Consider the following 26326-nt stretch of genomic DNA (forward strand, 5'->3'; position numbering starts at 1 on the left):
AATTTATGTATAGATTATAGTTCACTTTTAGAACTTTTAGGTCAAAAATAAAATTTTCCAATTTTTTATTGGAATGAGCGAGTTATGGTTGAATATTATAGACGATTTTTACTGATGTTCCGATGCAATATTCTGGCGTATTTTTTAAACAAAGGGAATAGAAGGCTGGAAAAAACCAAAATCATTTTAGCTATTAATCCCGGAGCAATAGCATCATGCTTTAACTTTTTTAAAGTATATTGTGCTACGTGTTCCGGCTTCCACAAACCGGCAGTGCCAGTGATGATTTTGGTGACTTCAGGCTTGAATTGCATTTCATAATGCAGCTGCTCCGTATCAGTATCCGGTGGATAAAGGAGAGATAAAGAGACAGAACTCCGAGTTAATTCTTGCTGCAGAATTTGTCCATACATACTAAGTGCTGACTTTGAAGGTCCATAAGGTGAATAGCCGTAAATCGCAAGAAGTCCCGCCACAGACGAAGTTAAAAGAATTTTAGCGCAGGAATTTTTTTGCAAAAAAGGCAGACAATAATGCACACAGTATATACTGCCAAGATAATTCGTATTAATAGCTGTTTGATAATGTGCCACGTCAAGTTCTACAGCTAAACCTGGCCGTGCAATACCCGCTGTAACCATAAGCATATCAACACCTTGCATAACCGTTATTGCTTCGCTGAGCGCGTTCTCGATTTCTTGTTGGTTAGCAATATCAGCTGAAAAACAATAAATTGCAGCATTTTTTTGTTTTTTTTGTAAAAATTCTTTGGCTTGTACTAGTTTTTCATTATTCCTGGCAATCAGGCATAGAGCATCCACCCCAGTTATTAACTCTTGCGCCAAACATAAACCGATACCACTTGAACCGCCAACGATGATTACTTTTTTAAATTGCTGGTAGTATTTAATTTTATGCTCCCTAAAATAACGAATTATGGCCATCAGCTCTTTTTTATAGGCACCACAACTCAAAAATCAATAATGCTTGCCTATAATTATATACATAGTGCTTAAGGCTATTAAAATTTTCAGGATAAATATATGAACATTTCATCATTTCTGTTGTATCTGTTAAGTGTATGGCTAATGGTGTATGCGGTTTTGCTAGGTATTTATTTTATCACGGGTTTTTTTATTGAAAAAAGCACGGTAAATCTTATTAGTTTAAAAATACAAAAAGACAAGGTAACCTCGCGTCAAGACAAAATAATTGATATCCGCCAAAGTATCATTTCCTTGATAACCATCAGCTTTTTCCTCGGATTAGGTTATACCTTAAGGCATTATGGCTTTTCGCTATTTAAAGTAAACACTGCTTCTTTAATAATGTATCTGCTGTATTTTATTCTGTCTTTAGTTCTCTTTGATACATGGTTTTACTGGATGCATCGTTTACTTCACGTGCAACCTTTATTTAAATACGTGCATGCATGGCATCATCGTTCTCGTTTTCCATCAACCTGGGCCAATAATAGCGATTCCATCTTGGATAATTTATTTTTGCAATCTTATTGGTTAATCGCTTTTCTTATATTGCCTTTTCCTGCATCAGTGCTCTTCGCCCATAAAATATTTGATCAAATTACTGGAATGATGGGCCATTCCGGCTATGAAATTAGTGGAACGTTACCTTTAAAATACAAATTCTTAGTCGCCGTACTACACCATGATCAGCACCATAGTGCAGTCAAATATAATTTTGCTACTCATTTTAGTTGGTGGGATAGAATCACCGGAACGTTACATCCTGATTATGATACTAAAAATAAGATGCTTACGCGTTGAGTATCCGATTCGCAATACAAATCATAAAGGAGGCTACACATTATTTCTTATAAGCGATCGATTATTTTAGTTGTTTCCCTAGCATTATTTATGGAAACACTGGATGCAACGATTATTAACACTGCTATTCCCGTGATTGCTCGTGACTTATTAGCTAATCCACTGGATTTAAAAATAACACTCATTGCTTACTGGCTAAGTCTGGCTATTTTTATGCCTGCCAGTGGATGGTTGGCGGATAGATTTGGCATGAAACACGTTTTTATATCTGGAATATTTATTTTTACACTGAGTTCCTTATCTTGTGGTTTTGCACATCATTTATCATCATTAGTGGTTTCTAGGACTTTTCAAGGGATAGGAGGCGCGTTCATTGTTCCAGTAGGACGTTTAATCGTTCTACGTACTTTCGCCCTCCATGAATTTGTCGATGCAATGAATAAAGTGATTATGGTCGTCGCTTTAGGCTTTATCATGGGGCCTATTTTAGGTGGATTTATAACCCATTATGTTTCTTGGCAATGGATTTTTTGGATCAATATTCCCGTAGGCCTATTTACCATGCTCATGGCTTCATATTTCCTAAAACCCCCCTCCTTACAAGCCGCACCTCCTTTTGATTTTTTAGGTTTTATTTTTTTGGGCAGTTGTATTGGCGGATTTATTTTCGCGTTTTCTGCTTTAAGCGAGACGGCCCTGTCCAATAAGCAACCAGCATGGATGATTATGTTTGCTTCCCTCTTGTTATTATTAGCATTTTTTTATCATGCAAAAAAACGCGGATCTTCATTGATTAAAGTAGAATTATTTTTTTCGCGCATCTTTCTAATTGCCATCCAAGGAAGCTTATTATCGCAATTAGGGTTTGGTAGTGTGCTTTTTTTATTTCCCTTATTGGCACAAATTGGGCTTGGTTATTCATCACAAGCATCGGGCTTACTATTAGCCCCGGCGGCTATTGGTTTCATAGCAGCAAGACCCGTGGCTTCATTACTTCTGCGCTACAGCGGATTTAAACGACTACTTATATTAAATACGCTATTAGTAAGTAGCTCTTTGTGGACATTCATGTTTATTACTAAAGATACATCTATTAGTATGATTGTCCTGAGTCTTTTTCTTTTTGGATTTTTAATTTCGATACAATACAGTGCAATGAACTCTTTAGCTTATGTAGAAATATCAGAAGACAATATCAGTTATGCAGCCAGCATAGTCAGTACTATACAACAACTGGCTCAAAGTTTAGGAGTGGCTACTACGACCTTATTCATCCAAATGTTTGCTTCCTCAGTACCGAAAAATTTACTTACGATGAATGTCTTTCATCATACTTTTTTAACAATGGGTATTATTACATTAATCTCAACGCTGAATTTTATGCGTTTAAAATCTAATGACGGGCTTTCTTTATTGATCACTCCAAAATAGTTTTTTATCTCAACAGGATTTAGCCTTCATATTTTTTTAATATTAGGTCAATTTGATTTAACCAATTATCTTTGTTTTTTTCTTTTTCAAGCTGAATTATTGTGGCCATTTGCGCAATTGTTGGTGCTTTATAGAGTTCTATTGGTTGTAAATTCAATGCATATCTATTCCGAATATAATCAAAAAATTCTGCCCCAGACAAAGAATTCCCACCCATTTGGAAAAAGTTATCGTCCCGATACACTTCAGGAACCATTAATATTTTTTTCCATACATCTGCAAGCTCACGTTCTAATTCATTTTCTACAGCTTGAGTACTGCGCTCCGTTTTAAATTCTTTCGCGATAGAGAGTCGATTGATTTTTCCGGTTGCTGATTTGGGTATTTCATCAACAAAGAAAATTTTAGTGGGGAGCATATAATCAGGTAATTTATTTTTTAGATATTCATATAGGTCTTCAGGAGTTAGTATGGACTCAGCAACAACCATTATGGCGATATCCTCACCCAAAGTATCATGAGGTATTGCAAAAGCAATAGTTTCTTTGATTTGAGGATGCTGTAATACCAACAGATCCACTTGAGCTGGTGATATTTTGAAACCGCCTTTATTGATAATTTCTTTTTTTCTGCCAGTTAAAAAAAGATAGCCATCTTCATCAATATACCCCAGATCCCCTGTTCTAAAATGACCGTGAATGAAGGATTCATTATTGGCTTTTTCATTATTGATGTACCCGGAAAAAACATGTTCTCCCTGAATGCACACTTCACCAATTTCGCTATGGTTTAAAACAGTATCCTCATCACCCACAATTAGGATTGAGGTATGAGCAAGTCCAACTGAATTGAATTTAATCGCCTCAATCGAAAGTGGATTGGTTGCAATTTGATGTGCGGACTCGGTCATTCCATAGGCTTGCACCATAGGGATTTTGAGTAACTGCTGTACCTTATGGTGTAACACATCAGGTAACGCTGAGGAGCAAGAGCGTATAAAGCGTAATTTGATGGCATCCAAATCGACCTTATTCATGCTGAGTGATTGATAAATCTTATGATGAATGGTCGGTACAGCCGTATACCAGGTCGGTTTGTCATCCCGTAAATATTCGCCAATTTTCGCGTAGTCAATTTCTTTTAAAATAAAACAACCCTGGCTGGCAAATGTTGCAAGCATTGAGGCAACAATTCCATGAATGTGGAATAATGGCATCATATTCAAATTTCTATCATTAGCGCTAAGTTGCAGGGCATTAATAATATTGTTGATACTGCAACGCAGATTTTTATAAGTTAAAGGGACGCACTTGGGTTTAGCCGTAGTTCCCGAAGTATGCAAAATCAGGGCGATATCATTTTCATCAAGAATTGGATAAGTTTGGACTACATCCTTTTCTGGCTCAGTACTTTGGGCATGTTCCAGTTCTTTATCTAAGTTTATTTCATGCTCGGTTAGACCGAGTACTTCTGCTATCTGCCGCCCCTTTTCTGCATTACCACTATCATAAAATATGGCTACGGGAGCCATGAATTCGGCAATAGAAACAATATGCTCTACCGATAATTTAGGATTCATGGGCATTACGGGACATAATTTGGTAACCGCCAAAAATGTTGCCGCGTATTCAATATTATTGTTGAATAAAAGAAGACAAGGTTTTTTCTGCTGCCGAATTATTAACGCCGATTGATACTTAATTGATTCGACCAAGCTATTTAGAGTTTCATAATTTAATCTATGAGTAGTACTTTCCACAGCATTATGGCTGGTGTTACCAGCATCTAATTGCACGAGCATATATTATCCTTTATAAATGCATCACTCCCAACACACCAAAGAGCTATTGGTGTCACAACTAATTCATTGTTTCTAACTATAGAATAGCCTCTAAATTTGATGATGCAAAATAAATTTGTACATTAATTAAGCTAAAAATTAAATTGTAGTCTATCATTACAAAACAAATAATAAACTTACAGGTGGTAAGATGCTTCGTTATGGAGAACATCTTCGGCAGTTAAAATCCCAAAAAGATATATTACCTTTCATTGGCATCTATGATGTATTTTCCGCGTCTGTTGCCGCCAAGCATTATGACACACTTTTTGTAAGTGGCTTTGGATTCGCAGCAAGCCATTATGGCTTGCCGGATATTGGATTTAATACGTGGACTGATTTATTAAATTTTGTGAGCCGTTTGCGTAATGTTCTTCCTGGCACCCATCTTTTGGTGGATATCGATGATGGTTTTGTCGATATTCATAATGCAAAAATGATCACAGCATGTTTGCGTGATGCAGGTGCATCCGGAATTGTTCTTGAGGATCAGGCCCGCCCAAGATGTTGTGGGCACTATAATGGCAAAAATCTGTTGCAAACAGAGAACTATATCGAAAAGCTCAAGGAAGTTTTATCGCTTAGTGATGATCTTTTTGTTGTGGCTCGTACTGACGCCAGTAAAATAGAGGATATCGAGGAGCGCGTATCCAGAATTAAGGAATTGCCTGTCGATTGTGTTTTGGTGGACGGCATGTCTATCGATCAAATTTGTTCTTTTGATGCCCTGAAAGACCTAAGAAGAGAACATCGCATTGTCTATAACCAAATTCATGGTGGCAAATCAAGTCCTCATACTTTGCCCGAATTAGCTGAATGCGGCGTTGGAATTGCCATTTACAGCACCCCATGTCTTTTTTCAGCACAATATGCCATTAATAATACATTAACCCAATTAGAATCCAGTAAAGGATTGCTGAGTAACGTAACGCATACAACAAATCTCACAGAATGTACTGAACTACTCAATACTAATATGAAACGGAGATTTAAGGAAAATGAAACGGATTAATCAGCGAATCGACTTGATTGCCAGGCGAATTCTTGCTCTGCCTGCTGCAACTCGGCATGCTTGCCTTGATGAAATACAAGCAAACATTGCTACAGAAAACTGGTTGTTGCTGCAATCATGTATTAAAACTCAAGTTAAAATTATTGACTGCATGAGTCATCCGAACAAAATACCCCTTAGTTTTTCCCAACTTATGTTTTGGAGCATGGAGTTAACCTCAAGATATTCCAAAAATGAGGTAACTTCCTGCATTCTTGAAGGACGCTTGGATATCGAGAAAGTAGAACGGGCAATTAATCATATTGCGAATCAGTTCGATATATTCAATTACAGAGTCAAGAATTGGCTGCCTGAGGCAAAGAAAACAGGGTTACAAAAAATTAAGTTAAACGTTGTTCGTTTTTATACCTCAAATTCTCCCGCACAGCAACTCGAAGAGATTAATCACACATTAGCTCACATTGATTTGCGAAAACTGAAACAGAATATCTATCCTATTTTAATCATAATGGATGATAATAACTCATTACTGCAATTAGTAATCACCCATAAAGCAATCGATACTAAGACCAAATTGATGCTATGGCAAATATTCTGGAGGAATTATCAGGGTATAAAAGATAGCCATTACACCCCATACAAGAACTATATTTATAATGAAAGGAGCTATTATTCTGAACGCTATAATGATCTTATACAGCACATTAAAAAAGACTTTGATGAGTATAGCCCTTGTAAAATTAATCCAGAGATCATTGATAAAGACACAGAAATCAAACCAAGGCTTATCTATAGTTTGAATAAACGCCTGGCAGCTCTACTAAAAGAATTTTGCTTTAAGCAAGAATTCACCATGGATGAATTGATTATCAGCTCTATATTACAAGCATTCAGGCCTTATTGCAGCAATAATGACTATTTGGTACAGATCATCAGTCAACCACTTTTTTACAGTAATTCCGAGCAAATCCTGGGTCCTTGTTTGAATGAGCGCTCCTTTGCCGGTCGCCATACTGCCACAAACCTCATTGAGTTTACTAAGGAGATAAGAAATCATAACAGACAGTCCATTAATTACGCCAATCTTCCTTATGGAGCTGCATTAGGATGGCTGTATTATCGTAAATATGGGAAAAAGGCAGTATGGCTCAGTACCTTATTGCATACAATCACGAAGCTGCTAAAATATGCGGATCTTAATAAAAACATCACAAATTGCTATGCGGGGCTGATATTGTATGAGTTCTTTGCGAATAAAAATAAAGAATTCCCGCTTATTAGTTTTAATTTCAGAAATACATTTTCGGAAAGAAAGTACCCTAAAGAATTTTCAACCGAAAATTTGCAATTAAGACCTTATTTTTATCCGTTATATCATAATACAGTAAATTATGTGTCCGTTAATATTGATGCAGCCACAGATGAGGGGATTGCAATTCATATCGAGTCGTTCTTTAAAGAAGAAATTGATAAAGAGATTATGCAAGCTGCGCTAAATCATCTACGTTCTTATATTGAGCCTTAAATTTTAGAAAAAGTAACCATGCAGGGGGTTAAGATGAATTAGTTTTGACTTAATCTGACACAAGTACTTGAAAAAGTGAGAGTTTCCGGTTTTGATAGAAGTGCGAACTTTAAACAAAACCAAGAGGAAAACTCTCATGATAGATAATACAGTTAAAATCAATGAACCTCCCCGTGGCAAGCCACGGGGTATCAGATGAGGCGTAACTGCTGCGATTCTGATTCCTTACCTTGATTTTTTACATAGCGCTCGACCACCTTCCAGTCCCCGCGCTCACCTACTGTCGAAACGTAATATCCATCAGACCAAAACTCCCCACCCAACAACTCGTTCTTGAGTAATGGAAACTTCTTAAATAATTCACGTGCCGTGATGCTTTTAAATTTCCGGACAACTTCACCTATGCTGTATTTGGGATGAAATGAGCACAGAATATGAATGTGATTTTTATCGCAGCCCAGCTGCTCAAAATTGATCTCATAACGCTCACCTATCTCACCCGCAATAGATTTTATGGCTGAGGTGATCTCGTCGATCAACAAGGGGTTCTTTGCAGGAAGGTACGAAATTTCCCACAGACCCCATATAACCCTTTACCAGTCTAGGTTTTAGCTAATAAATTGATTTTTTCATTGCTTACCAATTTTTTTATAAGTTCTTGTAAATTAAGACATTCATGATCGTTATAAAATTCATAAATTCCAATCAAATTAACATGTAGCCATGCAACGGGGGATAGACGAATTATTTTCAAACATTCTTCCTCCATTTTGTTCTGTTTGTAATGCTCATAAAGTCCAGTCAGAAGGGATGCATTGTAAAAAATAATACAGTTGGACAGTAATCGTGCGCATTCGTTATTAATGGTTAGCTCAATCTCGGTTTTTCCAGCTAATTTCCTGCTACTAATCCTTGCGATAGCGGCTCTGAGCTGGTGGTATGACTCACCCCGATTTAAAGAACGATGAACTGTTTTACGCATCCCTTCATCATCAATATAATCAAGCAGGTACAGTGTCATGATGACTTGATCCAGTTCTATCAATGCCCGTAACGTATCATTAGATTGGTATGACGATAATTTTTTGACAATAGTACTTTGGCTGCTCTTTTTCAGTCCCAATGTTGCCATGATTCTTAAAATATTGTCCCACTCTTTAATGATTAACTGCACATTCACTTTCTTACTTGGTTTTACCAGAAGTCCTTCATAATCCTTTGGATCATCAAAACTGACCAGGTTATTCCTCGCTTTTTTATCCAACTGGGTAAATCGTGGCATAAACCGGTATCCGAAAAGAAAGAGTATGATGAAATTCACGCGGTTTATACTGTGCATGTCCCCAGATATAGCGGCGATTTCAATATCGCTTGTATTACTATTGAGCATATCAAACAGATAATGGCTTTCATGCTCGTTTGCACCGATAATTTTAGTACACAGGGGTAACCAGTTCGCGCATAAGGTGTAAGCAGATACACCTTGCCCAAACCCAAAATATTTTGTTGAAAATCGCGCCATAATGGAGTTGAATTTTGTCTCAAGCTTTTGGCCGTCTATGCTCGCATGAATTCCGTAATCAGCAAGCGTATATTTTTCAAATATGGGGAGTTTCTTCAAACGATTCATAACCACATCACTGGCTTGTGTTAAGGTCATGTGTCGAATAAAATCAGCGTAAGTTGACTTGAGGTCATGCTCTTTAACATCGCTAATGTCTTTCATTTTGTCAATATCAATACCAGTGCCCTTAGCAACCAGACAGGCCGACAATACAGACTCATCGACTTGCTTTTTACTGCCTGATGGCAATATATGAGTAAATTTTTTCATAAAGTCTGTCTGGCTATGCGTAAACTGTATAATTTTAGCAATACTGGTTAGGGGCATGTTTTCATAAAAAGGATTATTAACACCATCATCTGATTTTTTATAAGGTAAAGTCCAACGAATTACCTCTCCTTTTTTATTGTGCTTCAGTTTGATTTTTTTGTTTTCGCCAGAAGTAATCTTATCATTGACCTCTTTGTAGCGCGGCCCTAATCGGCTTTCAAGCTCTTTAAGAAGGTCGTTGATATTATTTGCCAGCAGCTTATTCTCCAACTGTTTAATGATAGATTTCTTGTTTTTATCCCAGTCTTGCTTTGGGTGCAGCTCATCATTTAAGGCACGGTACGATAAGCTATTATAAATGGTGACTGATCCTGACTTGATGCCCTTTTCAATCTGAAGGTACAGCATTACTTCGTATTTGTCTGCATCAATGCACTTTGTTTTTTTGCTGGTTGTACCCAATCTGATTTTTTTAATAACATGGCGTCGCAACAGCTTGGGTATAAATTCAATTGGAATATCTTTGAATTGATAAGAGCTGAACACTTTATTACTGGCATAGTGTCCCTTCAAAAAGGTAATTGCTGCTTGTAGTTCCTTGTTTTTGCTCTGAAAATCCAATGCCTTAAATGCAGCACGTGTATTAAGCTTAATTGTAGGTGCTATTTTTTTATAGTATTCCCAGCGATAAAATTCGGGTGTGAAATTTGGTTTTTTTATTTTTCGTATAAACTGTTGAAATTTTTCTTGAGGCACAATCTCATAGGCTTTTGTTCGTATGGCGTTGTCTGCAACTTTCTTATTATTTACCAGCGATAAAATCGCAGCGGCAGTATCACGATGATCTTTATCATCATCCTTGGCATTAAGTATTGCTTCGGCTTGGTACTCTTCTGCTTCACCTGCGTAGAGATTCACTTTGTGAGTAAAGCTGCTGATTATATGATCACTTATTTTTAAATAACGATTGTACGCGTAACACATGAGATACAATCTGGATAAATTCTTTTGTTTCATAGCGCGTAATCCGTAAACCGTGTGGTATACAGCCAAGTCAGCATAGTGGATTATATTTTGCTCTGAAATATCCAGTTCTTTGATGATTTCAATGGATTTTTGATAGAGCGATGAGAGAAATTGATGCTTTTTGACGGAAGCGTTAATCTCTGCTGTTGTAAAATCTTTCTGGTCTTTTTTTAAAGTCGTCAATTGATAAAACAACTCATCTTTTTCCAGGAACTCAGCCAATAGTTCCCTGAAAGGCTTGTCCATTAAGGTATATATCTTGTTACTTAATCTATTTTTTTCATTGTTTAGTGCCTCAGAAACCATTTCTTGCAATGTAGTATAGGATGGCCTAATAATCTTATGCTGATGGAAGTATTCCAGAAGAGAATCAAACACGTATTTTGGCACAGCATGCTGCTTCATCAATTCTCTGGCATAACGCAGTGCTTTATCTTTGTGATGACTCGAATAAATAGATGCATTATATTTTTTCAAAATGGCGTTACGATTATCATAGTGATGCCGCTTGCTTACTTTTGTTTTGGGAAATTTTTCTGAAGGAAAATATGTCTTGATTACATACCAGGTATCCTGTCTGTTCCCCTGAAACGTGATATGGTGAAAATAGTTTGTGATTCTAAAAAATCCAATTTGCAGAATATAATTGATCTTTTTGGGAACGTTATCAAATGAGTTAAGGTATGCTTTATCCTCTTCATCTAGCTCAAACACAAACGGACGGTCCTCATCTTCCAAAACAGGTATTGTGTAGAGCTTATTAAAATCGTCATCAGAGAGTATGTTTAGTCTGGCCATAACCTTCGTTTTAACAAAAACCAAATTGTATCATAAGCGATCATATAAGACCATATAAAATGCTATTGTGATATTATTGATAAACACCTTAAGAGAAAAATCAGTAAAAATAGAGTGAGCATTGTATGATTTATGGGTACGTTCGGGTGAGCACCCAAGAGCAAAACGTGGATAGCCAAAAAAACAGTATCAGTCGCTACTGCATCGATCACAAACTGATGGTTGATGAATGGATAGAGCTTGAAATGTCATCGCGCAAATCGACGGCATTACGACGTATTGATGAACTGTTGAGTAAACTACAACCTAATGACGTGGTTATTGCCTCAGAATTATCAAGGCTTGGGCGATCTATCAAGGAAACGCTCAATACAATAGAAATAATCATAAAAGAGAAGCAATCTCGACTCATTCTTATTAAGCAAAATCTGGATTTAAATCCCAGTGATTCCAGTAATATGAGCAATAAAATACTCATCACCGTATTTTCGATGTTAGCTGAATTAGAACGCGATTTTATTTCAGAACGAACTAAAGAAGGGCTTCGTGCCCGTGTTGCCAAAGGAATTAAACTCGGCAAACCCAAGGGTAGCATACAGGCATCTATGTATGATAAAGACCGGGAAAAAATTTTCAATCTTTACCAATTGGGCGTGCCTTTACAAAAAATCATTGAAATTCATCTTGGGTATGGGAAGTATTTATCCCTTAGGGACTATATCTGTAAACGTAGATTGGATGAAAAGAAATAGAATTGAGGCAGTCTTGATGGAATTTATGAATTTTATAACGATCAGGAATGTCTTAATTTACATGATCTTATAGAAAAATTAGTGAGCAATAAAAAAATCGATTTATTGGCTGCAGCCTAGACTGGTAAAGGGTTATATGGGGTCTGTGGGAAATTTCGTACCTTCCTGCAAAGAACCCCTGGTTCAAAACATTGGTTGTGTTGGCAACAGTGTAGAACATCACCGCATTAGCAACCATCCTGCCAAACGCAATAATTTTTTGCTGAATTATACTATTGTTTTCGTGAATAACACCGTCTTTGCCAAAGGTGATCCAATCAATAAAATCATTAAACTCTTCACTTTTACAAGTAGCTGCTTGAATCTTTTTACGAAGATCAACATCAGCAATATATTTTAAAAGAAAAATGGTTCGTACTACTCGCCCCAATTCACGGAACGCTTGATGCAGCTTATTCTTCTTGCTATTGGAGCGCAGCTTTTTCAATATAGTTGACGCTTTAATTTTGCCACTTTGGATTGACATAACAACGCGCAACATATCGTAGTACATTGACTCTATGAGTTGCCAGTTGGGCTCTTTCGATATAAAAATATCACTGATATGTTGGTATGATTTTTCATTCATTTCAGCTGGTCGATAAAAATTGAGATGCTTGAAACTACGTATTCTGGGCATAAGTGTTATTGCCAACAAATAGGCAAACCCAAATACCACTTCGTTTTGCGCGTGCGTATCCCCATGGATTGTATCTGGACGTAAGGTTTCATCACTTTCATAAATCCCATCGAAAATGTAAATGGCCTCATAAACACCACACGGGATAAAGTTTCCAAACAAAGCAACATACTGATCAGAAACGTGATAATAGCCAATCCCACCATATTTTCCATAACGAATATGGTGCTCTGCCAGTAGATTATTGGTATACATATCCCAATAAGTCCCATCAACAGAAGCACTTTCACCATTGCCCCAAATATAAGGCAGCTCAAACTGTTTGTATGCCTTGATAATGACTTCACTAATTTTATTGAGACGCAGCTCAGTAATGTGGTGATTGAATAGCCAAGCAATTTGTTTACGTGAATACTTTTTCAAGCATCGTTCAGCTTGAACTGGGCCAACATTACAACCATATGCGAAACTGGTAGCAATAAAGCGTAAATCACTCATGTTACGCACATGACCTTGTAGTTTGAATAAAAAGCATTAGAATTTCGTCCTTATTTTAGGGAGGAAGTTAAATGGATATGCTTGATCTTTATAGTGATTATTTAATTTGTCAGAACAAATATGCGACAGCCACCGGATTATCTGATTTGGTTGATGGAGCATTTGCGCATGACAAGGTGACTCGATTTCTTCGTTTTGAGTCTTTTGATTCAAAATCCCTTTGGCGCTATGTAAAAAAGCCAGTGAGGTCGCAAGAAACGGTTGGTGGTGTCTTAATACTGGATGACTCCATCGAAGAGAAACCCTACACGGATGAGAATGAAATTAATTGTTGGCATTACTCTCATGCTAAAGGGAGCGTGCTCAAAGGAATCAACATCTTGTCATGCATGGTTCGCTATGCTGACTTCAGTGTACCCATAGGGTATGAGGTGATTAAAAAAGATGTTGCCTATTGTGATATTAAAACCAAACAAGCCAGAAGAAAATCATCGGTTACCAAAAATCAATTATTTCAAAACCTGATTACTCAGGCCATTACCAATAAAGTGATGTTTGATTATGTGCTTGCAGACAACTGGTTTGGCTCGAAGGCCAATATGGTTCACATCCATAAAGACCTTCAAAAATCGTTTATCATTGGGATTAAATCTAACCGCACGTTAGCTTTATCTGAAAACGAGGCCAAAAACGGACGGTACCAACAAGTAAGAGCTTTAGAATTAGAAGAGGATGTAGCCCACACAGTCTGGCTTAAAGGCCTAGACTTCCCCGTGAGGCTCCTGAAAAAAGTGTTCAAAAACGAAAACGGTTCAACAGGAATTCTCTATCTTGTTTCTAATGACATGCCAAGTAGTGCCGAACGTCTTTATGAAGTGTACCAGAAACGGTGGCGGATTGAAGAGTATCACAAATCAATTAAGCAAAATGCAAGCTTAACCAAGTCGCCCACTCGAACCGTTAAAACTCAGTGTAATCATATTTATGCTTCTATTATTGCATACTGCAAGCTGGAATTGTTGAAGATAAAAACTCAATTAAATCATTTTGCCATTAAGTACAGATTGATCCTTAGAGCAAATCAGCTTGCATGGCGGGAGCTTAAAAATATGGCTGCTTAAAATAGATCGTGCGTAACATGAGTAAATCATAATCATCTATTTTGGGTTCGTACCCTGATAAGGGCTTTAAATGGCGACTGATACCAAGCCAATTTTCCACGTCAGTAAGTACAGAGACGATATCCGTCAACGGCATTTTTGATGCTACCAATTTTGAAAATTTTTCTTGTTGCTGACTCACTTTCTTACTGATAGCTCGCTTTAATACTGGCTCACCGTTGATAATGTTCAAATATTCATTATCGACAAAATTTTGATTCACCTTTTCAGCGGCTTGCTGATGCTCTTCCTTTAGTTCTTTTACAAATAGCCTAGGGTCGTCAGACTTACCTATCAGCTCAGCATAAGGTTTTAGGTTTTGGTAAAATTCGTCCCATGGAATAAATTGCTTATTGGGATCATCGTTCTCATAGCTGTTAAGAGCAAAGGCATCGGCACAGTTAATTTCATCCATGGCAAATCTAAAAATAGCCAATTCTAACTTCTGTTTATTAATGGTTCGAATTTGATTGGTGTAACGCTTGGTCTTGCCCTCGGTAATGAACTGAAACCATTGGTCATCAAGCCATTCTAAATTGCTAAACTCTTCTGGATTGATTTCAACATACTCTCCATGGGTTCGTTGGTGTACCAATATGAATTCGACTAACTTTTCTACTAGAACATCTTTTGAAGCTGATTTGATCTCTATCTGCTTCAGTAAACGAAACATAGTATGTCTTTTTGCTTGATAATACTTCAACATTAAAGGTAAATCGTTATCGTCAGCATAAGCCAGATATTGTTCGCAGGCTTCAATTGAAGCATCGATATCATTTGGCAAACTTTGCTCAATAAGCACTAATTTTTCTTCCGGTGTTCGGGCAGTTTGTTTGCTTGCGACGAGAACTTGTTTAAGGCTGCCAATAAGTTGATCTGTTATTTTTTGGTTGGAATTTCTGATTTCCTGTAGCGCTTCCGCTGCATCAGTTTTTATTTTACGCAGCCAGCGTGTCAGCACAGTGACAATGCTATCAAGTGATTTTGCGTACTGATGATATAACAACATGGCTGATAAAGCATATCTTTTGGCTTCTTTAATACGGCGCATATCGGCAATATCTAAAGCCATTGCTTCAGCAACATATTGATCTAAACGGTGCTCAGGAATATCAGAAAGATCAATTGGGCTTTCATCTCGCCACTTACGTAACTGATCCAGGTAATCTGTAAATTCTCGAATGTTTGTGACAGATGGTTTTTTCATTTCTTGTTTAAGATATTCCCAGCCACTAGTGAACTCATGGACTGGTGAGGTGGATAGCAATAACTTATCAAAAAATTGTTTAGTCTCATCGGTAAGTTGGTCGCTAACTTTTTGGTACAGTACCGAGCTAACTATAGTTCGAGCAGCACGTGCAAGTCTCAGCAATGTTGAAAATGCCGGAATTTCAAAATTATTTTTGATTAGTTCTTCAAGCATATCATTGATAATATCAGCTAAATTTTCTTTAATAGCCGCAGATTTTAAGCCAGCAGACTTCATTATTGACTTGCGTTGCTGCTTGCACTCATTGATGAACAGAAATTTGCGTATAACTGTTTTGTGACGCTTGCGTTGTTTGAGCTGCATGTAATTTTGTAGCTTTACTTTATCCACTTTGATATCAATGCAGTTTGCAATATATTCGATAATCGGTTTAGGAATTGTGTTGATTGGAATGTGATAGCCTAAACATTGATAACATTTTAGTGAAAGCATAAAACCAAGTCGGCTATGAGGTGATTTCTCACTGGTGCTTTTATTGAGTAGTTCAAGCTCTGCTTTTATTGGCAAAAAATTCTGTTTGAGTTCCTGTTCGTCAGGATTTGGTTTCAATCTTGGATAAGCAGTGTCGTGAATTGCAGTCATTGTGAATTTAAGGTATCTTTTGTGGCGGCCGAAAACAGTAGTTTATGGCCATGTAAAAATCAAGACTTTTGATCCTTATATTTAAAGGGTTTTCGATAGACAAATTTCAAGGGGTTTTTGGCCAGGTATGAAAGCAGGAATTTATGCCAGAGTTTCAACACATGATCAACAGACGTTAGATCTGCAAATTGAAGCAATGAAAAAATATGCTCAGGCACGTGAATGGCATATAGAAAGTGAAATTACAGAAATTGGATCAGGAGCAAAAGATAACAGGCCTCTACGTGACAAACTTATCAATCAAGCTAAGCGCAGACAAGTTGATGTTATTATTGTTTGGAAGTTAGATCGATGGGGTCGGTCTGTAAATGACCTATTTCGTACCCTTAACGAACTTAATGGATTGGGTGTTGGATTTATCTCTTTGACAGAGGCATTAGATCTTACTACTGCTACCGGAAGGGCAATGGCTGGGTTACTTGCAATCTTTGCAGAGTTTGAGCGAGAGATTTTACGTGAGCGAGTCAAATCAGGTATTGCCCATGCAAGACAAAAAGGTAAAAACCACGGTCGACCTACAACAATAAAACAGTATGAATCTGAAATAAATCATTTATTTAAGTCTGGATTGAGCAAATCTGAAATTGCTAAAAAACTTGGTATTGGTCGAACATCGGTAAGACGAATTTTATCCGCACAAGTACAGGAATTATAATGTTAATTATTTTTGGCGGACTGCCAGGAACTGGTAAAACAACAATTTCAAAAGAAGTGGCCAAGCGCTTAAAGGCCGTTTACTTAAGAGTGGATACTATTGAACAAACTTTAAAAAATTTAGAGGGTTACCCGGATTCATTAGTAATAGGTTCTGAGGGTTACTTATTAAGCTATGCTATCGCGAAAGAAAATTTAGCCTTGGGATTAGATGTTATTGCTGATTCAGTTAATCCAATTGCCATTACGCGCAATGATTGGCGCCAAGTTGCGAAAGAAGCAAATACCGTTTTTGTTGAAATTGCATTAATTTGTTCTGATAAAATGGAACATCAAGACAGGGTAGAACAGAGAGTAGCAGATATAGATGGTCATAAGCTACTTACATGGAACGATGTTCTAAATAGAGATTATGAACCTTGGGAATCAATATCTATGTTGGTTGATACTTCAAGGCATACCGTGGATGAGTCTGTTCAAAAAATTATTGAGCATATTAAGTCAGAGGCATAGTTCAGTGAAAACTACTGTTTTTTCAAGCAATACTGAATTTTATGAGCAGAATTTTTCTAGCTTAAGTTATCCTTCTATAATAATTGAGGATAAGCTATTTGAAGGATGCCGATTTATCAATGCAAATTTTTCTGAGTCCCAGTTCATTCGCTGTAAATTTGTTGACTGTGAGTTCAATAATTGCAATCTAAGTGCGGTTCAATTCAAAGCATCCTCACTTAACAATGTTACTTTTTTCGAATCAAAAGTAACAGGCGTTAATTGGACTATGCTGAACTGGCCACATATTCGGTTATCCAGCCCGTTTCAGTTTTACAATTCTATTATATCGCATTCGAGTTTTTATGGTCTGGAACTGCAAGAACTGATTATTGAAGCTTGTATTGCACATGATGTTGATTTTAGAGAAGCAGATTTAAGACGTGCCAACTTTAAGCTAACTGACTTCGAAAAAAGCCAATTTGTGCACACAAAGTTGTATGCTTCTGATTTTACGGAAGCTCACAGCTATTCCATTAATCCAACTCAAAATGATATTAAAAAAGCAAAGTTCAGTTTGCCTGATGCGATTCATTTGCTTGATGGATTTGAGATCCAGATTATAGGGTAATTAAACGTGAACAATATTAACTTAAAAAGTTTAGAACCAAATATAAGCATAATAGCTGAAATAAAACTTATTGCATCTAAGTGTGATATGTCATTTGCAGAAGATAAAACGGGGCAACTGTGGCGGAGTTTTAGCCCTGCTATAAAAAATATTCCAAATAAAAAAAATAACTTTAAATATTCAGTTCAGATTTTCCCTAAGACAAATTTTTTTAAAAACTTTGATCCAACAACTACATTTCAGAAATATGCCGCTGTAGAAGCTGATATCAGCGAAAATCTTCCAGAAAACCTGGAAGTTTTAACTATACCCGCAGGCCTTTATGCAATATTCACTTATATCGGTAAGCCTAGTGAAGCTGAAAAAACCTTTTATTATATATATTATCAATGGATAAAAGAATCTGGTTTTGCACTTGATGAAAGGCCACACTTTGCGATAATGGGTGATAAATATATAGGAGAACATCCTGATTCTGAGGAAGAGTTATTCATTCCTATCAGAGGTATCGAACCCCTTCAAGTTAGTGACAGATAAACTTCATAAGTTTTTTGTTTGGATTATTTTGATCAATGCCAATGTTGCACACACAAAACTATAATCAACTTGCTTTGAAAATGTTTAAAGCATTAAATCTATGATTGATCCCAGATTAAACCAAATAGTGTACCAAATTTAATCATGACCCTTTTTTACCAGGATCCCGGCCCGGGGTCATAATGTAGAAAACAGTAGAAATAAGACAAGAGCTCTTGAAAAATCAATGATTGATACCATTGATGGTCCATATTCTGAAGAGATGGGCAAAAGAACGAGCGGGTTGTTCAGCGACTTAGCGCGTGAAATAGGCAAAAATGTTAATAAAATAGATAACAGCTTAATTTCTTTAAAAAACTCTGCTTATTGGTTATTAATTTTAGCCATTATTCTCACCCTTGTTGTACCCTACTCGACTCGACGTGCTATCGCAACTCCAGTAGATAAGGCAATTGATATGGCGGAACGAATTGCTGCAGGGGAGCGAGATGTCGTTATCCAGATTCAATCTAGAGATAAATTAGGAAAACTGCTTTTATCGCTTAAAGCGATGCAAGAAGCCATTAGAAAAAATGAAGAAATTCTCCGTGTTAGGCCTAGCGCTCCGGAACTTGCGCCCTGACGCAAAAATTTAAAAATAACACCGTTTCATAGAAAGATTCGGTAATCTACTTCAAAAAGATCAGCGATTCGCTTCGCAAGTTCTTTACCGATAGCACGTCTTCCATTTTCCATGGCAGAAAGATTGGTTTGACTGACGTTTAATTTTTTAGCAAAATCAATCTGGCTCAATCCCTCCCGATATCTTAAGCCTTTTAATAACACACTTGGTTCACCAGATTCTTGAGTCAACTCGCTAAATAGATCATCAATCGAAATGTACTTATCATCAGATGTAACTTTATAACGTTCCATCACTTCAATTGGAACCGCATAAAGTCCCCCATGCCAAGATATTTTGGCAACATCATCAGTATGGTGCTTTTTCGTGAGTGCCGACATAATATATCTCCGTAATTTTCAATTTTTTATCGATAACTTCCCAACAGCATACATAAGTTGGTTTCCCTTTACTCAGATGGCAGTGGCGTTTATCTCCGGGCATACCTTGTAACTTGCTATAATTTTTCCAACCCCCACCAGTCGCTGGGCCATGATGTTCAAGATCGCGAACCAACAATAACACGGCAGCCTGAACCGATTTTGGTAGCTTTAATATTTTTTTTCCAACTTTGGTTGGTATTATTATTTTCCAGACCATAATAGTATTGTATATCCTTTTTTGATATATATCAAATATTGATAAATTAATTACCTAAGCAGTTGTTTTGTTTGATGGAATATAAGGAATAATGCCCGCTCTATATGCTTGCTCTTGGATTTCATAGGTAGCTCTTCTGGCATCGATAATAAAACCATTCACCATAATCATCCATACCATAGGGTTATTATCCAAATTACTGCGTAAAGTCCATGCTGGATCCATCTGTCTCATTTTAAACATATCACGTATAGATTTGCTTTTAGCACCTATCGTATTTTGTGATAGCCCAAACCAATCTGCCAATTCTTTGGATGAAAGATATGGATCTTGAGATTTATCGAATAAAAAATTTATCATGCCCAATGCATGTATGATTCCTGCCGCCCAGGTATTGCTTCGTCCAGACAATAACGGTGACGGTCTCTTTCTAGCTAACTTGGATGCTAGCTCTTGAGCTAATTCGTGGTATTCCTCATTTAAGTGTTCTTGGCACAATTTTTTAACGATATCCATTATTTTAGTAAATTCCTCTTGAGTTACCTCAGGAACTGTGGGTAATTTTTTATTATTCATATTGAGTTCCTACTTTAAAATTGTGGTTGATATTACCATCGGATTTGGGTAAATTACAACGACAAATTTAAGTGAATATTGCCATTTGAGTTCCGACTCTGGCTATTCTAGGAACTGGTAAAATGAGTGTATCCGATTTAACAATGAATGAATTTGGTTTAACCCAAGAAGAAATTAACTTTATAAAGACAAGACATACAAGTAAGCAACTAGCATTCGCTTTACTTTTTAAGTACTACCAAAAAAGCCATCAATTCATCAGCGACTTAACGAAATTACCAGCTTATATTATCAATCAAGTTGCAAACCAACTTAACATTCCACCTGTTATTTGTGAAGTATCCTCAAGAACTTACGACAATTATCTGTCGTTGATTAGAAAATATTTTAAAACTTCATTCTCTAAAAAAACACATTATAAAGAACTTGAAGCATGGATAAAGAGCGAGCTGCTACCGGCTCATTATTTATCTGACGAGGAAATTAAAAATCAGGCAATACAGTATTTAAAAGAAAAAGGCATTGAGACATTTAAAGAAAAAACGATGGCACGAGTAATTGTTGATGCCACAAATGCATTTGAGAATGATTTATTTGAAAAACTAAAGAACTCTTTGTCTACAACGGATGAAGCACAATTGAATGGCTTATTATTGCCTTACAAAGAAGGACTATCCTATTTAGGATGGGTAAATAAAGAAATTAATAATCCTTCACTAGATTCAATATTAGATTTAATGGAACAGTTGTCTATTTTAAACCGATTTAACTTTGATTCAGCCACTATTCAACTAATGCCAAGAAAAAGAACCATTCATTATTCAGAAGCATTTACACGTTTTAATCCGAGTGATTTAAAACAAATGACTGATAACAAGCGATGCGCTCATTTAATGATACATTGTCACACACGAAAAGAAAACGTTATAGATAAAACGATTGATATGTTTAACCGCATCATCCGTAACGTGATTCATAAATCGGAAAAGCGCGTAGTTAGAAAGCTTATCAATGATGTAAAAAAAGTCTATGGCAAAGACACTATTCTATTTAATATAGCCGAAGTATGCTTGGAACAGCCGGATGCAACAATTCGAGATAAAATTTTTCCTATTGTTGGTCAGGATAAGCTAAAAAATATCATTGATGAATATAAGAAAAAAGGACCAAAATACCAGAGTCTACTGCATCAACAGATTAGAAGTTCTTATGCCACTTATTATCGGCGCATGGTTCAGCCTTTATTAGAAAATATCGTTTTTCGCTCCAATAATTCAGAGCATCAACCAATACTCGATGCATTGGCACTCATTAAAAAATATTTTGACAGCAACAAAACTTATTTTCCAGACAATGAAGAGGTACCTCTAGATTGTTTACCAGATAAATGGAAAAAGCGTATTATTGATCCAACTAGCGGAAAAATTAAACGTATTTGTTATGAAGTCTATGTACTAAAAAAACTTGCAGACAGGATTAGATGCCGTGAAATATGGATTGAATCGTCATTTAAACACCGAAACCCAGATGAGGATTTGCCAAATAATTTTGAAGAAGACAAAGAAGTGTATTTTGATGAACTTTCTTTGCCCCTTGACGGTGATGTATTTATTGAACAATTAAAACAGCGCCACACAAATGCATTAGCTGCTTTAAATGGTAATATTCCCAAAAATACGAAAGTTCGAATTAGCCCCCAAAATGGCGGTCGTATTATCGTAACTCCTCTTACACCCCAGGCAGAATCAAACAATATTGGAATTATAAAAAAACATTTACAGGAAAAATGGGAAGGAACCAATCTTATTGATATGATTAAAGAGGTCGATTTAGAAAACCAGTTTACTCATGATTTTATTTCCTATGGCCAAAAAATTTATTTAAAACCCAATGAAATTTCAGAAAGGATCTTATTGTCTATTTATGGAATGGGAACTAATGTTGGGTTAAAACATATGTGTGCGGGAAATGCTCATGTAAGTGAGTACCAGCTTCGACACATCAAAAATTACTTTTTATCCACTGATAACTTAAAAAACGCGCTAAGCAAAGTGGCAAACGCTTTATTCAAAATCAGATTAAAAGATATATGGGGCGATATGCCTATAGCTGTTGCCAGTGATTCAACGCAATTTTCAGCTTATTTTCAAAATTTGATTTCGGAATACCATAATCGCTACGGGGGAAGAGGCGTGATGATTTACTGGCATGTTGAAAAAAATGCCTGTTGCATCCACTCTCAATTAAAAAGCGTATCAAGCTCTGAGGTTTCTGCCATGATTGAAGGTGTACTAAGACACTGTACAGAAATGTCGGTTCAAAAAAATTATGTTGATACTCATGGCCAAAGTGAGGTTGGCTTTGCCTTTTCACATCTTCTAGGATTTTCTTTAATGCCACGACTGGCGAATTTGAACAAACAAAAACTGGCACAATGTGAACTTGGAGATTATCAAAAGTATAAAAATCTACAACCGGTACTTACAGACACTATTAATTGGCAATTAATTAAAGAGCAATATAGCCAAATTGTAAAATATACTGCTGCAATGAAGGCTGGTCATGCTGATCCTGAATCTATTCTTAGGCGTTTTAATCAAAACAATCTGAAACATCCAGCGTATTTAGCATTATCACAATTAGGTAAGGTATTAAAAACCATATTCATCTGTAATTATTTGATGCATGAATCTATCAGACAGGAAATTCAAGAAGGATTAAATGTGGTTGAGCTTTGGAATGGCGTATCCAAGTTCATTTTTTATGGCCGTTCAGGTGAGATATCCTCTAATCATGAGAAGGCACAAACCTTATCTGTATTGTCTTTACATCTTTTACAACTCTCAATGGTATATATCAATACCTTAATGATTCAGCAAATCATAGAAGAGCAGGGACTAAAAAATAAATTAACGACGGAAGATAAAAGAGCGTTAACACCCCTTATTTATGAGCACGTAAACCCATATGGCTTATTCCCGTTAGATTTATCAACACGCTTGCCCCATCTTCATTATGGAGTAGCCGCATAATGGAACGAATATCAGCAAAAAAAATGGCTCAAAAGGTTTCAAGTTTGCTTAAAGCACAGAACCCTAATTATGATTATCTTCGAGATGTATTCAGGTTTGTAAGAGAAAATCTGAATATCGAGGTCACTACAACACCAAAGCGCTTACCCTACGTACCCACTGAGGATGATATCAGGCTTTTTTATAAGGCAGTTTGGGAGTCTCATGATATTGTTCCTATGCTTATCGTTAAAGTTTTGCTTTATACAGGAATAAGGGTTAGTGAATTAATTAATATACAATTAACTGATGTTGATTTAACCAATTGTCGAATAAAAATTAATCAAGGTAAAGGAAAAAAAGATAGAGTTGTCCCTTTTTCGCCAGCATTTAAAGAAACTTTGGCGCTTCATATGAAACAATATAAAAATGAAAACAGACTATTTTTATTTGAGTCAGGATTTCGACGCCACTATACTGATCGTGGAATTAGAAAAATTTTGATGAGATATACTAAGCTTGCCGGTATTGAGCGGTCTATATCACCTCATAAGTTAAGGCATTTTTTATTTACCTGGCTTAAGAAGAAAAATATCGATGATGCTTTTATTCAACCCTACTCAGGTCATGCTAAAAGAGACTCTCTGGAAATCTATTCCAAATTAAGCTTGGCCGATGCACAAGATAAGTATAATGATGTTATCGGGGATTTTCCGATCTGATATTTTAAATTTTTGCGTCAGGGCGCAAGTTCCGGAGCGCTAGGCCTGTTAAAGAAGAAGAATCTCGAGAACTCTTTGAGAAACTGGTCAGTTCATCGAAAAAATTTAGAGAACACAGCAGTAAAGTTGCTGCAGGAGATTTGCGTGAGCGTCTTGAGATTGATAAAGAAGATATTTTACATGATCTTGGTCACGATTTAAATTTGATGACCGATGGTCTGGCGTCCATTACTAAAAAAATTACTCAAGTCAGTAATGATATTGTGACTATGGTTGAAACGGTTCTCTCTTCAGCGAATGAACAAGCAGAGGGCATTACTTCTCAAGCCACTGCAATTAATGAAATCAGTGCTTCTCTAGAAGAAATTGATAAGAGCTCAAAAAAAACGATGGTTAAAGCACAAGCTTTAAGAGAGGCCGCTAAAAATACGTATGAACAAGGAAAACTGGGTGCCGAATCGGGAGCGCAAAGCATCCAAGGCATCAAAGCATCAGAAGAAAAGATGAAGCTTATCGCACAAACCATTCTTGATTTAAGCAATCATACCCAACAAATTGGCGACATTACTTCGGTAGTAAATACCCTTGCACAACAATCAAAGATGTTGGCATTGAATGCATCGATTGAAGCATCAAAAGCGGGTGAGGCAGGAAAAGGTTTTGCAGCAGTTGCCACTGAAATAAAAAATCTTGCCGAACAATCTGAACAATCTACCGTGCACGTACAAAAAATTCTTGAGGACATTCGGCGAACTACTGAAAAAGCTGTCACCGTTACAGAAGAAGGCACAAAGACTCTTGACTCAGGATCAAAATGCATCGAAAAAGCCGGTGAGGTGATTCAAACATTAAATCAGATGATTAATGAAGCATCCATTTCCAGTCAACACATTGAAGTAGCCATCCGTCAGGAAGCTGTAGGTATTGAACAAATTGTTGAAAGTATGAATGAGATTAATCGCACGACTTCAACTTTTTCTAGTGGCATTAAAGAGATGATGGCATTTATTTACAAATTGGATGCTATTGTCAAACATTTAAAGGAAGACGTCAATTTATATAAAGTTTAAGGGCACATGTTCCAGGAGTTTTTTATTTAACCGTTGGTCGAGCCCATCTAGCAAAGCAAGCCCCTTTGTTTTGGTTGGCTTATCAATCCCAAATAAAGGCTAATGATTAGCAACATCAATTTCACTGAAAAACTGATTGAGTAGAATACACTGCATTCTTTAAACAAGAGTTATCGGATGATCCGACAAAGACATTGCAAAATAACTTAAGTGATGCAGGGCAGTTGGCCGCACGCCTTGATAAAACAAGAGATGTAAACGATAAAGAAGATACTAAGGCGAATTGGATGAATAAAATACATTGAGAAACAATACAGCGCAGTTATGGGAAATACTCGAGTCATTATTCGAGACAAGACAACTGATACAGGCAATCTTAAAAACAATATCAACGCTAGGGGACTCATTAACTTTTATCGATGAGCAATGGTGTATCATTCCTAAGGTGCTGGTTTGGAGGATGTATTTATAATCAATAATAGAGCATAATGAAATTGGTATCAGTATGATAAAGCCACAAATAAAAAGGATTTTACAATGTTTGAAATACTACCCAATTGGCATCCAATTTTAGTGCATTTTACTGTGGCGTTATTTACGTCCGCTTTTGGTTTCTATCTACTGACGTATATATCTAAATACACGCATCTCGTTCCAAATAAAATGACGATAGAATTTGAAATTGTAGCCCGGTGGTGTTTATGGTGCGCCGCTTTAGTAACGATATTGACCGTTCTTGCAGGGCTCTATGCTTATAATACCGTTAAACATGATGAACCAGCGCATTTGGCCATGATGAGTCATCGCAATTGGGCATTATCCACTGCTGTTGTGATGTGGCTCGTTGCAATTTGGTCTTTATGGCGCTATTACAAGCAAAAAGCAATGACCCTTTCGTTTCTAATCGCAATGTTTCTTGTTCAGGGACTGTTGCTTTCTACGGCCTGGCGTGGTGGTGAGTTGGTGTATCGCCACGGCTTGGGTGTTTTGTCTTTACCCAGCACAGATGGCGAAACCCAGCACCATCATGAGAAAAGCCCATGAACAACATCTCGATTAATTTTTAATCTTTTTCTTAATACTAGGGCGTGTCCTCAATTTAAAGCTATTAATTGAAC

General features: G+C 36.7%; 23 protein-coding genes and 1 pseudogene. 15 read left to right on the top strand and 9 right to left on the bottom strand.

Annotated features, from left to right (window positions below; all coding sequences use genetic code 11):
* Positions 1 to 95: 95 nt before the first annotated feature.
* A complete protein-coding gene (locus tag OQJ26_RS11760) occupies positions 96 to 944 on the bottom strand; it encodes an SDR family NAD(P)-dependent oxidoreductase (protein WP_265703968.1) in 849 nt (282 codons plus the stop codon).
* Positions 945 to 1043: 99 nt separating this feature from the next.
* On the opposite strand from OQJ26_RS11760, the gene OQJ26_RS11765 reads away from it, so the two are divergent.
* Together OQJ26_RS11765 and OQJ26_RS11770 are read left to right on the top strand one after the other, a co-directional pair.
* On the top strand, positions 1044 to 1787 hold the full coding sequence (locus OQJ26_RS11765) for a sterol desaturase family protein (RefSeq protein ID WP_265703969.1): 744 nt from the start codon (positions 1044 to 1046) through the stop codon (positions 1785 to 1787).
* 63 nt (positions 1788 to 1850) lie between these two features.
* Complete coding sequence (locus tag OQJ26_RS11770) at positions 1851 to 3218, top strand: MFS transporter (RefSeq protein WP_265704015.1); 1368 nt, start codon at positions 1851 to 1853, stop codon at positions 3216 to 3218.
* A 19-nt stretch (positions 3219 to 3237) separates the two neighbouring features.
* Here the strand turns inward: OQJ26_RS11770 and OQJ26_RS11775 are convergent, their stop codons facing one another.
* Entirely contained in the window at positions 3238 to 5019 is a 1782-nt protein-coding gene (locus OQJ26_RS11775) for a non-ribosomal peptide synthetase (protein WP_265703970.1), read from the bottom strand.
* Positions 5020 to 5209: 190 nt separating this feature from the next.
* Between OQJ26_RS11775 and OQJ26_RS11780 the strand changes: the two genes are divergently transcribed.
* The gene (locus OQJ26_RS11780; protein WP_265703971.1) at positions 5210 to 6070 is read left to right on the top strand and encodes an isocitrate lyase/PEP mutase family protein; all 861 of its coding nucleotides are present in this window, start codon (positions 5210 to 5212) and stop codon (positions 6068 to 6070) included.
* On the top strand, positions 6057 to 7595 hold the full coding sequence (locus OQJ26_RS11785) for a condensation domain-containing protein (RefSeq protein ID WP_265703972.1): 1539 nt from the start codon (positions 6057 to 6059) through the stop codon (positions 7593 to 7595). Before OQJ26_RS11780 ends, OQJ26_RS11785 begins: the two co-directional genes overlap by 14 nt.
* A 191-nt stretch (positions 7596 to 7786) precedes the next feature.
* Here the strand turns inward: OQJ26_RS11785 and tnpA are convergent, their stop codons facing one another.
* The gene (gene tnpA, locus OQJ26_RS11790) at positions 7787 to 8182 is read right to left on the bottom strand and encodes an IS200/IS605 family transposase (protein WP_265704016.1); all 396 of its coding nucleotides are present in this window, start codon (positions 8180 to 8182) and stop codon (positions 7787 to 7789) included.
* A gap of 14 nt (positions 8183 to 8196) precedes the next feature.
* Positions 8197 to 11253, bottom strand: coding sequence for a Tn3 family transposase (locus tag OQJ26_RS11795; RefSeq protein ID WP_247359132.1), 3057 nt, complete (start codon positions 11251 to 11253; stop codon positions 8197 to 8199).
* A gap of 125 nt (positions 11254 to 11378) precedes the next feature.
* On the opposite strand from OQJ26_RS11795, the gene OQJ26_RS11800 reads away from it, so the two are divergent.
* The gene (locus tag OQJ26_RS11800; protein ID WP_110540140.1) at positions 11379 to 12005 is read left to right on the top strand and encodes a recombinase family protein; all 627 of its coding nucleotides are present in this window, start codon (positions 11379 to 11381) and stop codon (positions 12003 to 12005) included.
* 67 nt (positions 12006 to 12072) lie between these two features.
* Here OQJ26_RS11800 and OQJ26_RS11805 read toward each other — a convergent pair whose 3' ends face one another.
* Positions 12073 to 13182 carry a Tn3 family transposase gene (locus OQJ26_RS11805; protein WP_265703973.1) on the bottom strand — a complete coding sequence of 370 codons (1110 nt, stop codon included), beginning with the start codon at positions 13180 to 13182 and terminating at the stop codon, positions 12073 to 12075.
* Between the two features lie 71 nt (positions 13183 to 13253).
* Between OQJ26_RS11805 and OQJ26_RS11810 the strand changes: the two genes are divergently transcribed.
* A complete protein-coding gene (locus OQJ26_RS11810; protein WP_265701959.1) occupies positions 13254 to 14303 on the top strand; it encodes an IS701 family transposase in 1050 nt (349 codons plus the stop codon).
* Here the strand turns inward: OQJ26_RS11810 and OQJ26_RS11815 are convergent.
* Positions 14284 to 16194: a DUF4158 domain-containing protein gene (locus OQJ26_RS11815; RefSeq protein WP_265703974.1), complete on the bottom strand. Its 1911-nt coding sequence runs from the start codon at positions 16192 to 16194 to the stop codon at positions 14284 to 14286. The two genes, OQJ26_RS11810 and OQJ26_RS11815, sit on opposite strands and share 20 nt — an antisense overlap.
* Before the next feature lie 127 nt (positions 16195 to 16321).
* On the opposite strand from OQJ26_RS11815, the gene OQJ26_RS11820 reads away from it, so the two are divergent.
* The 5 genes from OQJ26_RS11820 to OQJ26_RS11840 all read left to right on the top strand — a co-directional run bounded on the left by OQJ26_RS11820 (position 16322) and on the right by OQJ26_RS11840 (position 19190).
* Entirely contained in the window at positions 16322 to 16909 is a 588-nt protein-coding gene (locus tag OQJ26_RS11820; protein ID WP_265703975.1) for a recombinase family protein, read from the top strand.
* Positions 16909 to 17421 carry a P-loop nucleotide/nucleoside kinase family protein gene (locus tag OQJ26_RS11825; protein ID WP_265703976.1) on the top strand — a complete coding sequence of 171 codons (513 nt, stop codon included), beginning with the start codon at positions 16909 to 16911 and terminating at the stop codon, positions 17419 to 17421. Before OQJ26_RS11820 ends, OQJ26_RS11825 begins: the two co-directional genes overlap by 1 nt.
* 4 nt (positions 17422 to 17425) lie before the next feature.
* Positions 17426 to 18031: a pentapeptide repeat-containing protein gene (locus tag OQJ26_RS11830; protein ID WP_265703977.1), complete on the top strand. Its 606-nt coding sequence runs from the start codon at positions 17426 to 17428 to the stop codon at positions 18029 to 18031.
* Between the two features lie 6 nt (positions 18032 to 18037).
* Positions 18038 to 18568, top strand: coding sequence for a GyrI-like domain-containing protein (locus OQJ26_RS11835; RefSeq protein ID WP_265703978.1), 531 nt, complete (start codon positions 18038 to 18040; stop codon positions 18566 to 18568).
* 226 nt (positions 18569 to 18794) lie between these two features.
* On the top strand, positions 18795 to 19190 hold the full coding sequence (locus tag OQJ26_RS11840) for a HAMP domain-containing protein (protein WP_265703979.1): 396 nt from the start codon (positions 18795 to 18797) through the stop codon (positions 19188 to 19190).
* A gap of 26 nt (positions 19191 to 19216) precedes the next feature.
* Here the strand turns inward: OQJ26_RS11840 and OQJ26_RS11845 are convergent, their stop codons facing one another.
* Genes OQJ26_RS11845 through OQJ26_RS11855 form a run of 3 tightly spaced genes read right to left on the bottom strand, consistent with a single transcriptional unit; the run spans position 19217 to position 20405 of the window.
* On the bottom strand, positions 19217 to 19570 hold the full coding sequence (locus tag OQJ26_RS11845; protein ID WP_265703980.1) for a helix-turn-helix transcriptional regulator: 354 nt from the start codon (positions 19568 to 19570) through the stop codon (positions 19217 to 19219).
* Positions 19539 to 19829 carry a hypothetical protein gene (locus tag OQJ26_RS11850; RefSeq protein WP_265703981.1) on the bottom strand — a complete coding sequence of 97 codons (291 nt, stop codon included), beginning with the start codon at positions 19827 to 19829 and terminating at the stop codon, positions 19539 to 19541. The genes OQJ26_RS11845 and OQJ26_RS11850 overlap by 32 nt, the downstream gene beginning before the upstream one ends.
* A 54-nt stretch (positions 19830 to 19883) precedes the next feature.
* Complete coding sequence (locus OQJ26_RS11855) at positions 19884 to 20405, bottom strand: DUF6398 domain-containing protein (protein WP_265703982.1); 522 nt, start codon at positions 20403 to 20405, stop codon at positions 19884 to 19886.
* A 122-nt stretch (positions 20406 to 20527) separates the two neighbouring features.
* Here OQJ26_RS11855 and OQJ26_RS11860 point away from each other — a divergent pair, with 122 nt between their 5' ends.
* The 4 genes and pseudogenes from OQJ26_RS11860 to OQJ26_RS11875 all read left to right on the top strand — a co-directional run bounded on the left by OQJ26_RS11860 (position 20528) and on the right by OQJ26_RS11875 (position 26252).
* Positions 20528 to 23437, top strand: a complete 2910-nt coding sequence (locus OQJ26_RS11860; RefSeq protein ID WP_058472557.1) for a Tn3 family transposase — start codon at positions 20528 to 20530, stop codon at positions 23435 to 23437.
* Positions 23437 to 24138: a tyrosine-type recombinase/integrase gene (locus tag OQJ26_RS11865; protein WP_058472556.1), complete on the top strand. Its 702-nt coding sequence runs from the start codon at positions 23437 to 23439 to the stop codon at positions 24136 to 24138. Before OQJ26_RS11860 ends, OQJ26_RS11865 begins: the two co-directional genes overlap by 1 nt.
* A 50-nt stretch (positions 24139 to 24188) precedes the next feature.
* Positions 24189 to 25208: pseudogene (locus OQJ26_RS11870) on the top strand (methyl-accepting chemotaxis protein); the annotation flags it as partial.
* Between the two features lie 537 nt (positions 25209 to 25745).
* Entirely contained in the window at positions 25746 to 26252 is a 507-nt protein-coding gene (locus OQJ26_RS11875; protein ID WP_265703984.1) for a DUF2231 domain-containing protein, read from the top strand.
* The last annotated feature ends 74 nt before the right edge of the window (positions 26253 to 26326 follow it).

Source organism: Legionella sheltonii (genome assembly GCF_026191355.1).
GTDB lineage: Bacteria > Pseudomonadota > Gammaproteobacteria > Legionellales > Legionellaceae > Legionella > Legionella sheltonii.

Excerpts from the sequence above, each read along its gene's own strand:
- OQJ26_RS11760 (WP_265703968.1), bottom strand. The coding sequence starts at position 944 with ATGGCCATAATTCGTTATTTTAGGGAGCATAAAATTAAATACTACCAG.
- OQJ26_RS11765 (WP_265703969.1), top strand. The coding sequence starts at position 1,044 with ATGAACATTTCATCATTTCTGTTGTATCTGTTAAGTGTATGGCTAATG.
- OQJ26_RS11775 (WP_265703970.1), bottom strand. The coding sequence starts at position 5,019 with ATGCTCGTGCAATTAGATGCTGGTAACACCAGCCATAATGCTGTGGAA.
- OQJ26_RS11780 (WP_265703971.1), top strand. The coding sequence starts at position 5,210 with ATGCTTCGTTATGGAGAACATCTTCGGCAGTTAAAATCCCAAAAAGAT.
- OQJ26_RS11785 (WP_265703972.1), top strand. The coding sequence starts at position 6,057 with ATGAAACGGATTAATCAGCGAATCGACTTGATTGCCAGGCGAATTCTT.
- OQJ26_RS11795 (WP_247359132.1), bottom strand. The coding sequence starts at position 11,253 with ATGGCCAGACTAAACATACTCTCTGATGACGATTTTAATAAGCTCTAC.
- OQJ26_RS11800 (WP_110540140.1), top strand. The coding sequence starts at position 11,379 with ATGATTTATGGGTACGTTCGGGTGAGCACCCAAGAGCAAAACGTGGAT.
- OQJ26_RS11805 (WP_265703973.1), bottom strand. The coding sequence starts at position 13,182 with ATGAGTGATTTACGCTTTATTGCTACCAGTTTCGCATATGGTTGTAAT.
- OQJ26_RS11810 (WP_265701959.1), top strand. The coding sequence starts at position 13,254 with ATGGATATGCTTGATCTTTATAGTGATTATTTAATTTGTCAGAACAAA.
- OQJ26_RS11815 (WP_265703974.1), bottom strand. The coding sequence starts at position 16,194 with ATGACTGCAATTCACGACACTGCTTATCCAAGATTGAAACCAAATCCT.
- OQJ26_RS11820 (WP_265703975.1), top strand. The coding sequence starts at position 16,322 with ATGAAAGCAGGAATTTATGCCAGAGTTTCAACACATGATCAACAGACG.
- OQJ26_RS11825 (WP_265703976.1), top strand. The coding sequence starts at position 16,909 with ATGTTAATTATTTTTGGCGGACTGCCAGGAACTGGTAAAACAACAATT.
- OQJ26_RS11840 (WP_265703979.1), top strand. The coding sequence starts at position 18,795 with ATGATTGATACCATTGATGGTCCATATTCTGAAGAGATGGGCAAAAGA.
- OQJ26_RS11845 (WP_265703980.1), bottom strand. The coding sequence starts at position 19,570 with ATGTCGGCACTCACGAAAAAGCACCATACTGATGATGTTGCCAAAATA.
- OQJ26_RS11850 (WP_265703981.1), bottom strand. The coding sequence starts at position 19,829 with ATGGTCTGGAAAATAATAATACCAACCAAAGTTGGAAAAAAAATATTA.
- OQJ26_RS11855 (WP_265703982.1), bottom strand. The coding sequence starts at position 20,405 with ATGAATAATAAAAAATTACCCACAGTTCCTGAGGTAACTCAAGAGGAA.
- OQJ26_RS11860 (WP_058472557.1), top strand. The coding sequence starts at position 20,528 with ATGAGTGTATCCGATTTAACAATGAATGAATTTGGTTTAACCCAAGAA.
- OQJ26_RS11865 (WP_058472556.1), top strand. The coding sequence starts at position 23,437 with ATGGAACGAATATCAGCAAAAAAAATGGCTCAAAAGGTTTCAAGTTTG.
- OQJ26_RS11875 (WP_265703984.1), top strand. The coding sequence starts at position 25,746 with ATGTTTGAAATACTACCCAATTGGCATCCAATTTTAGTGCATTTTACT.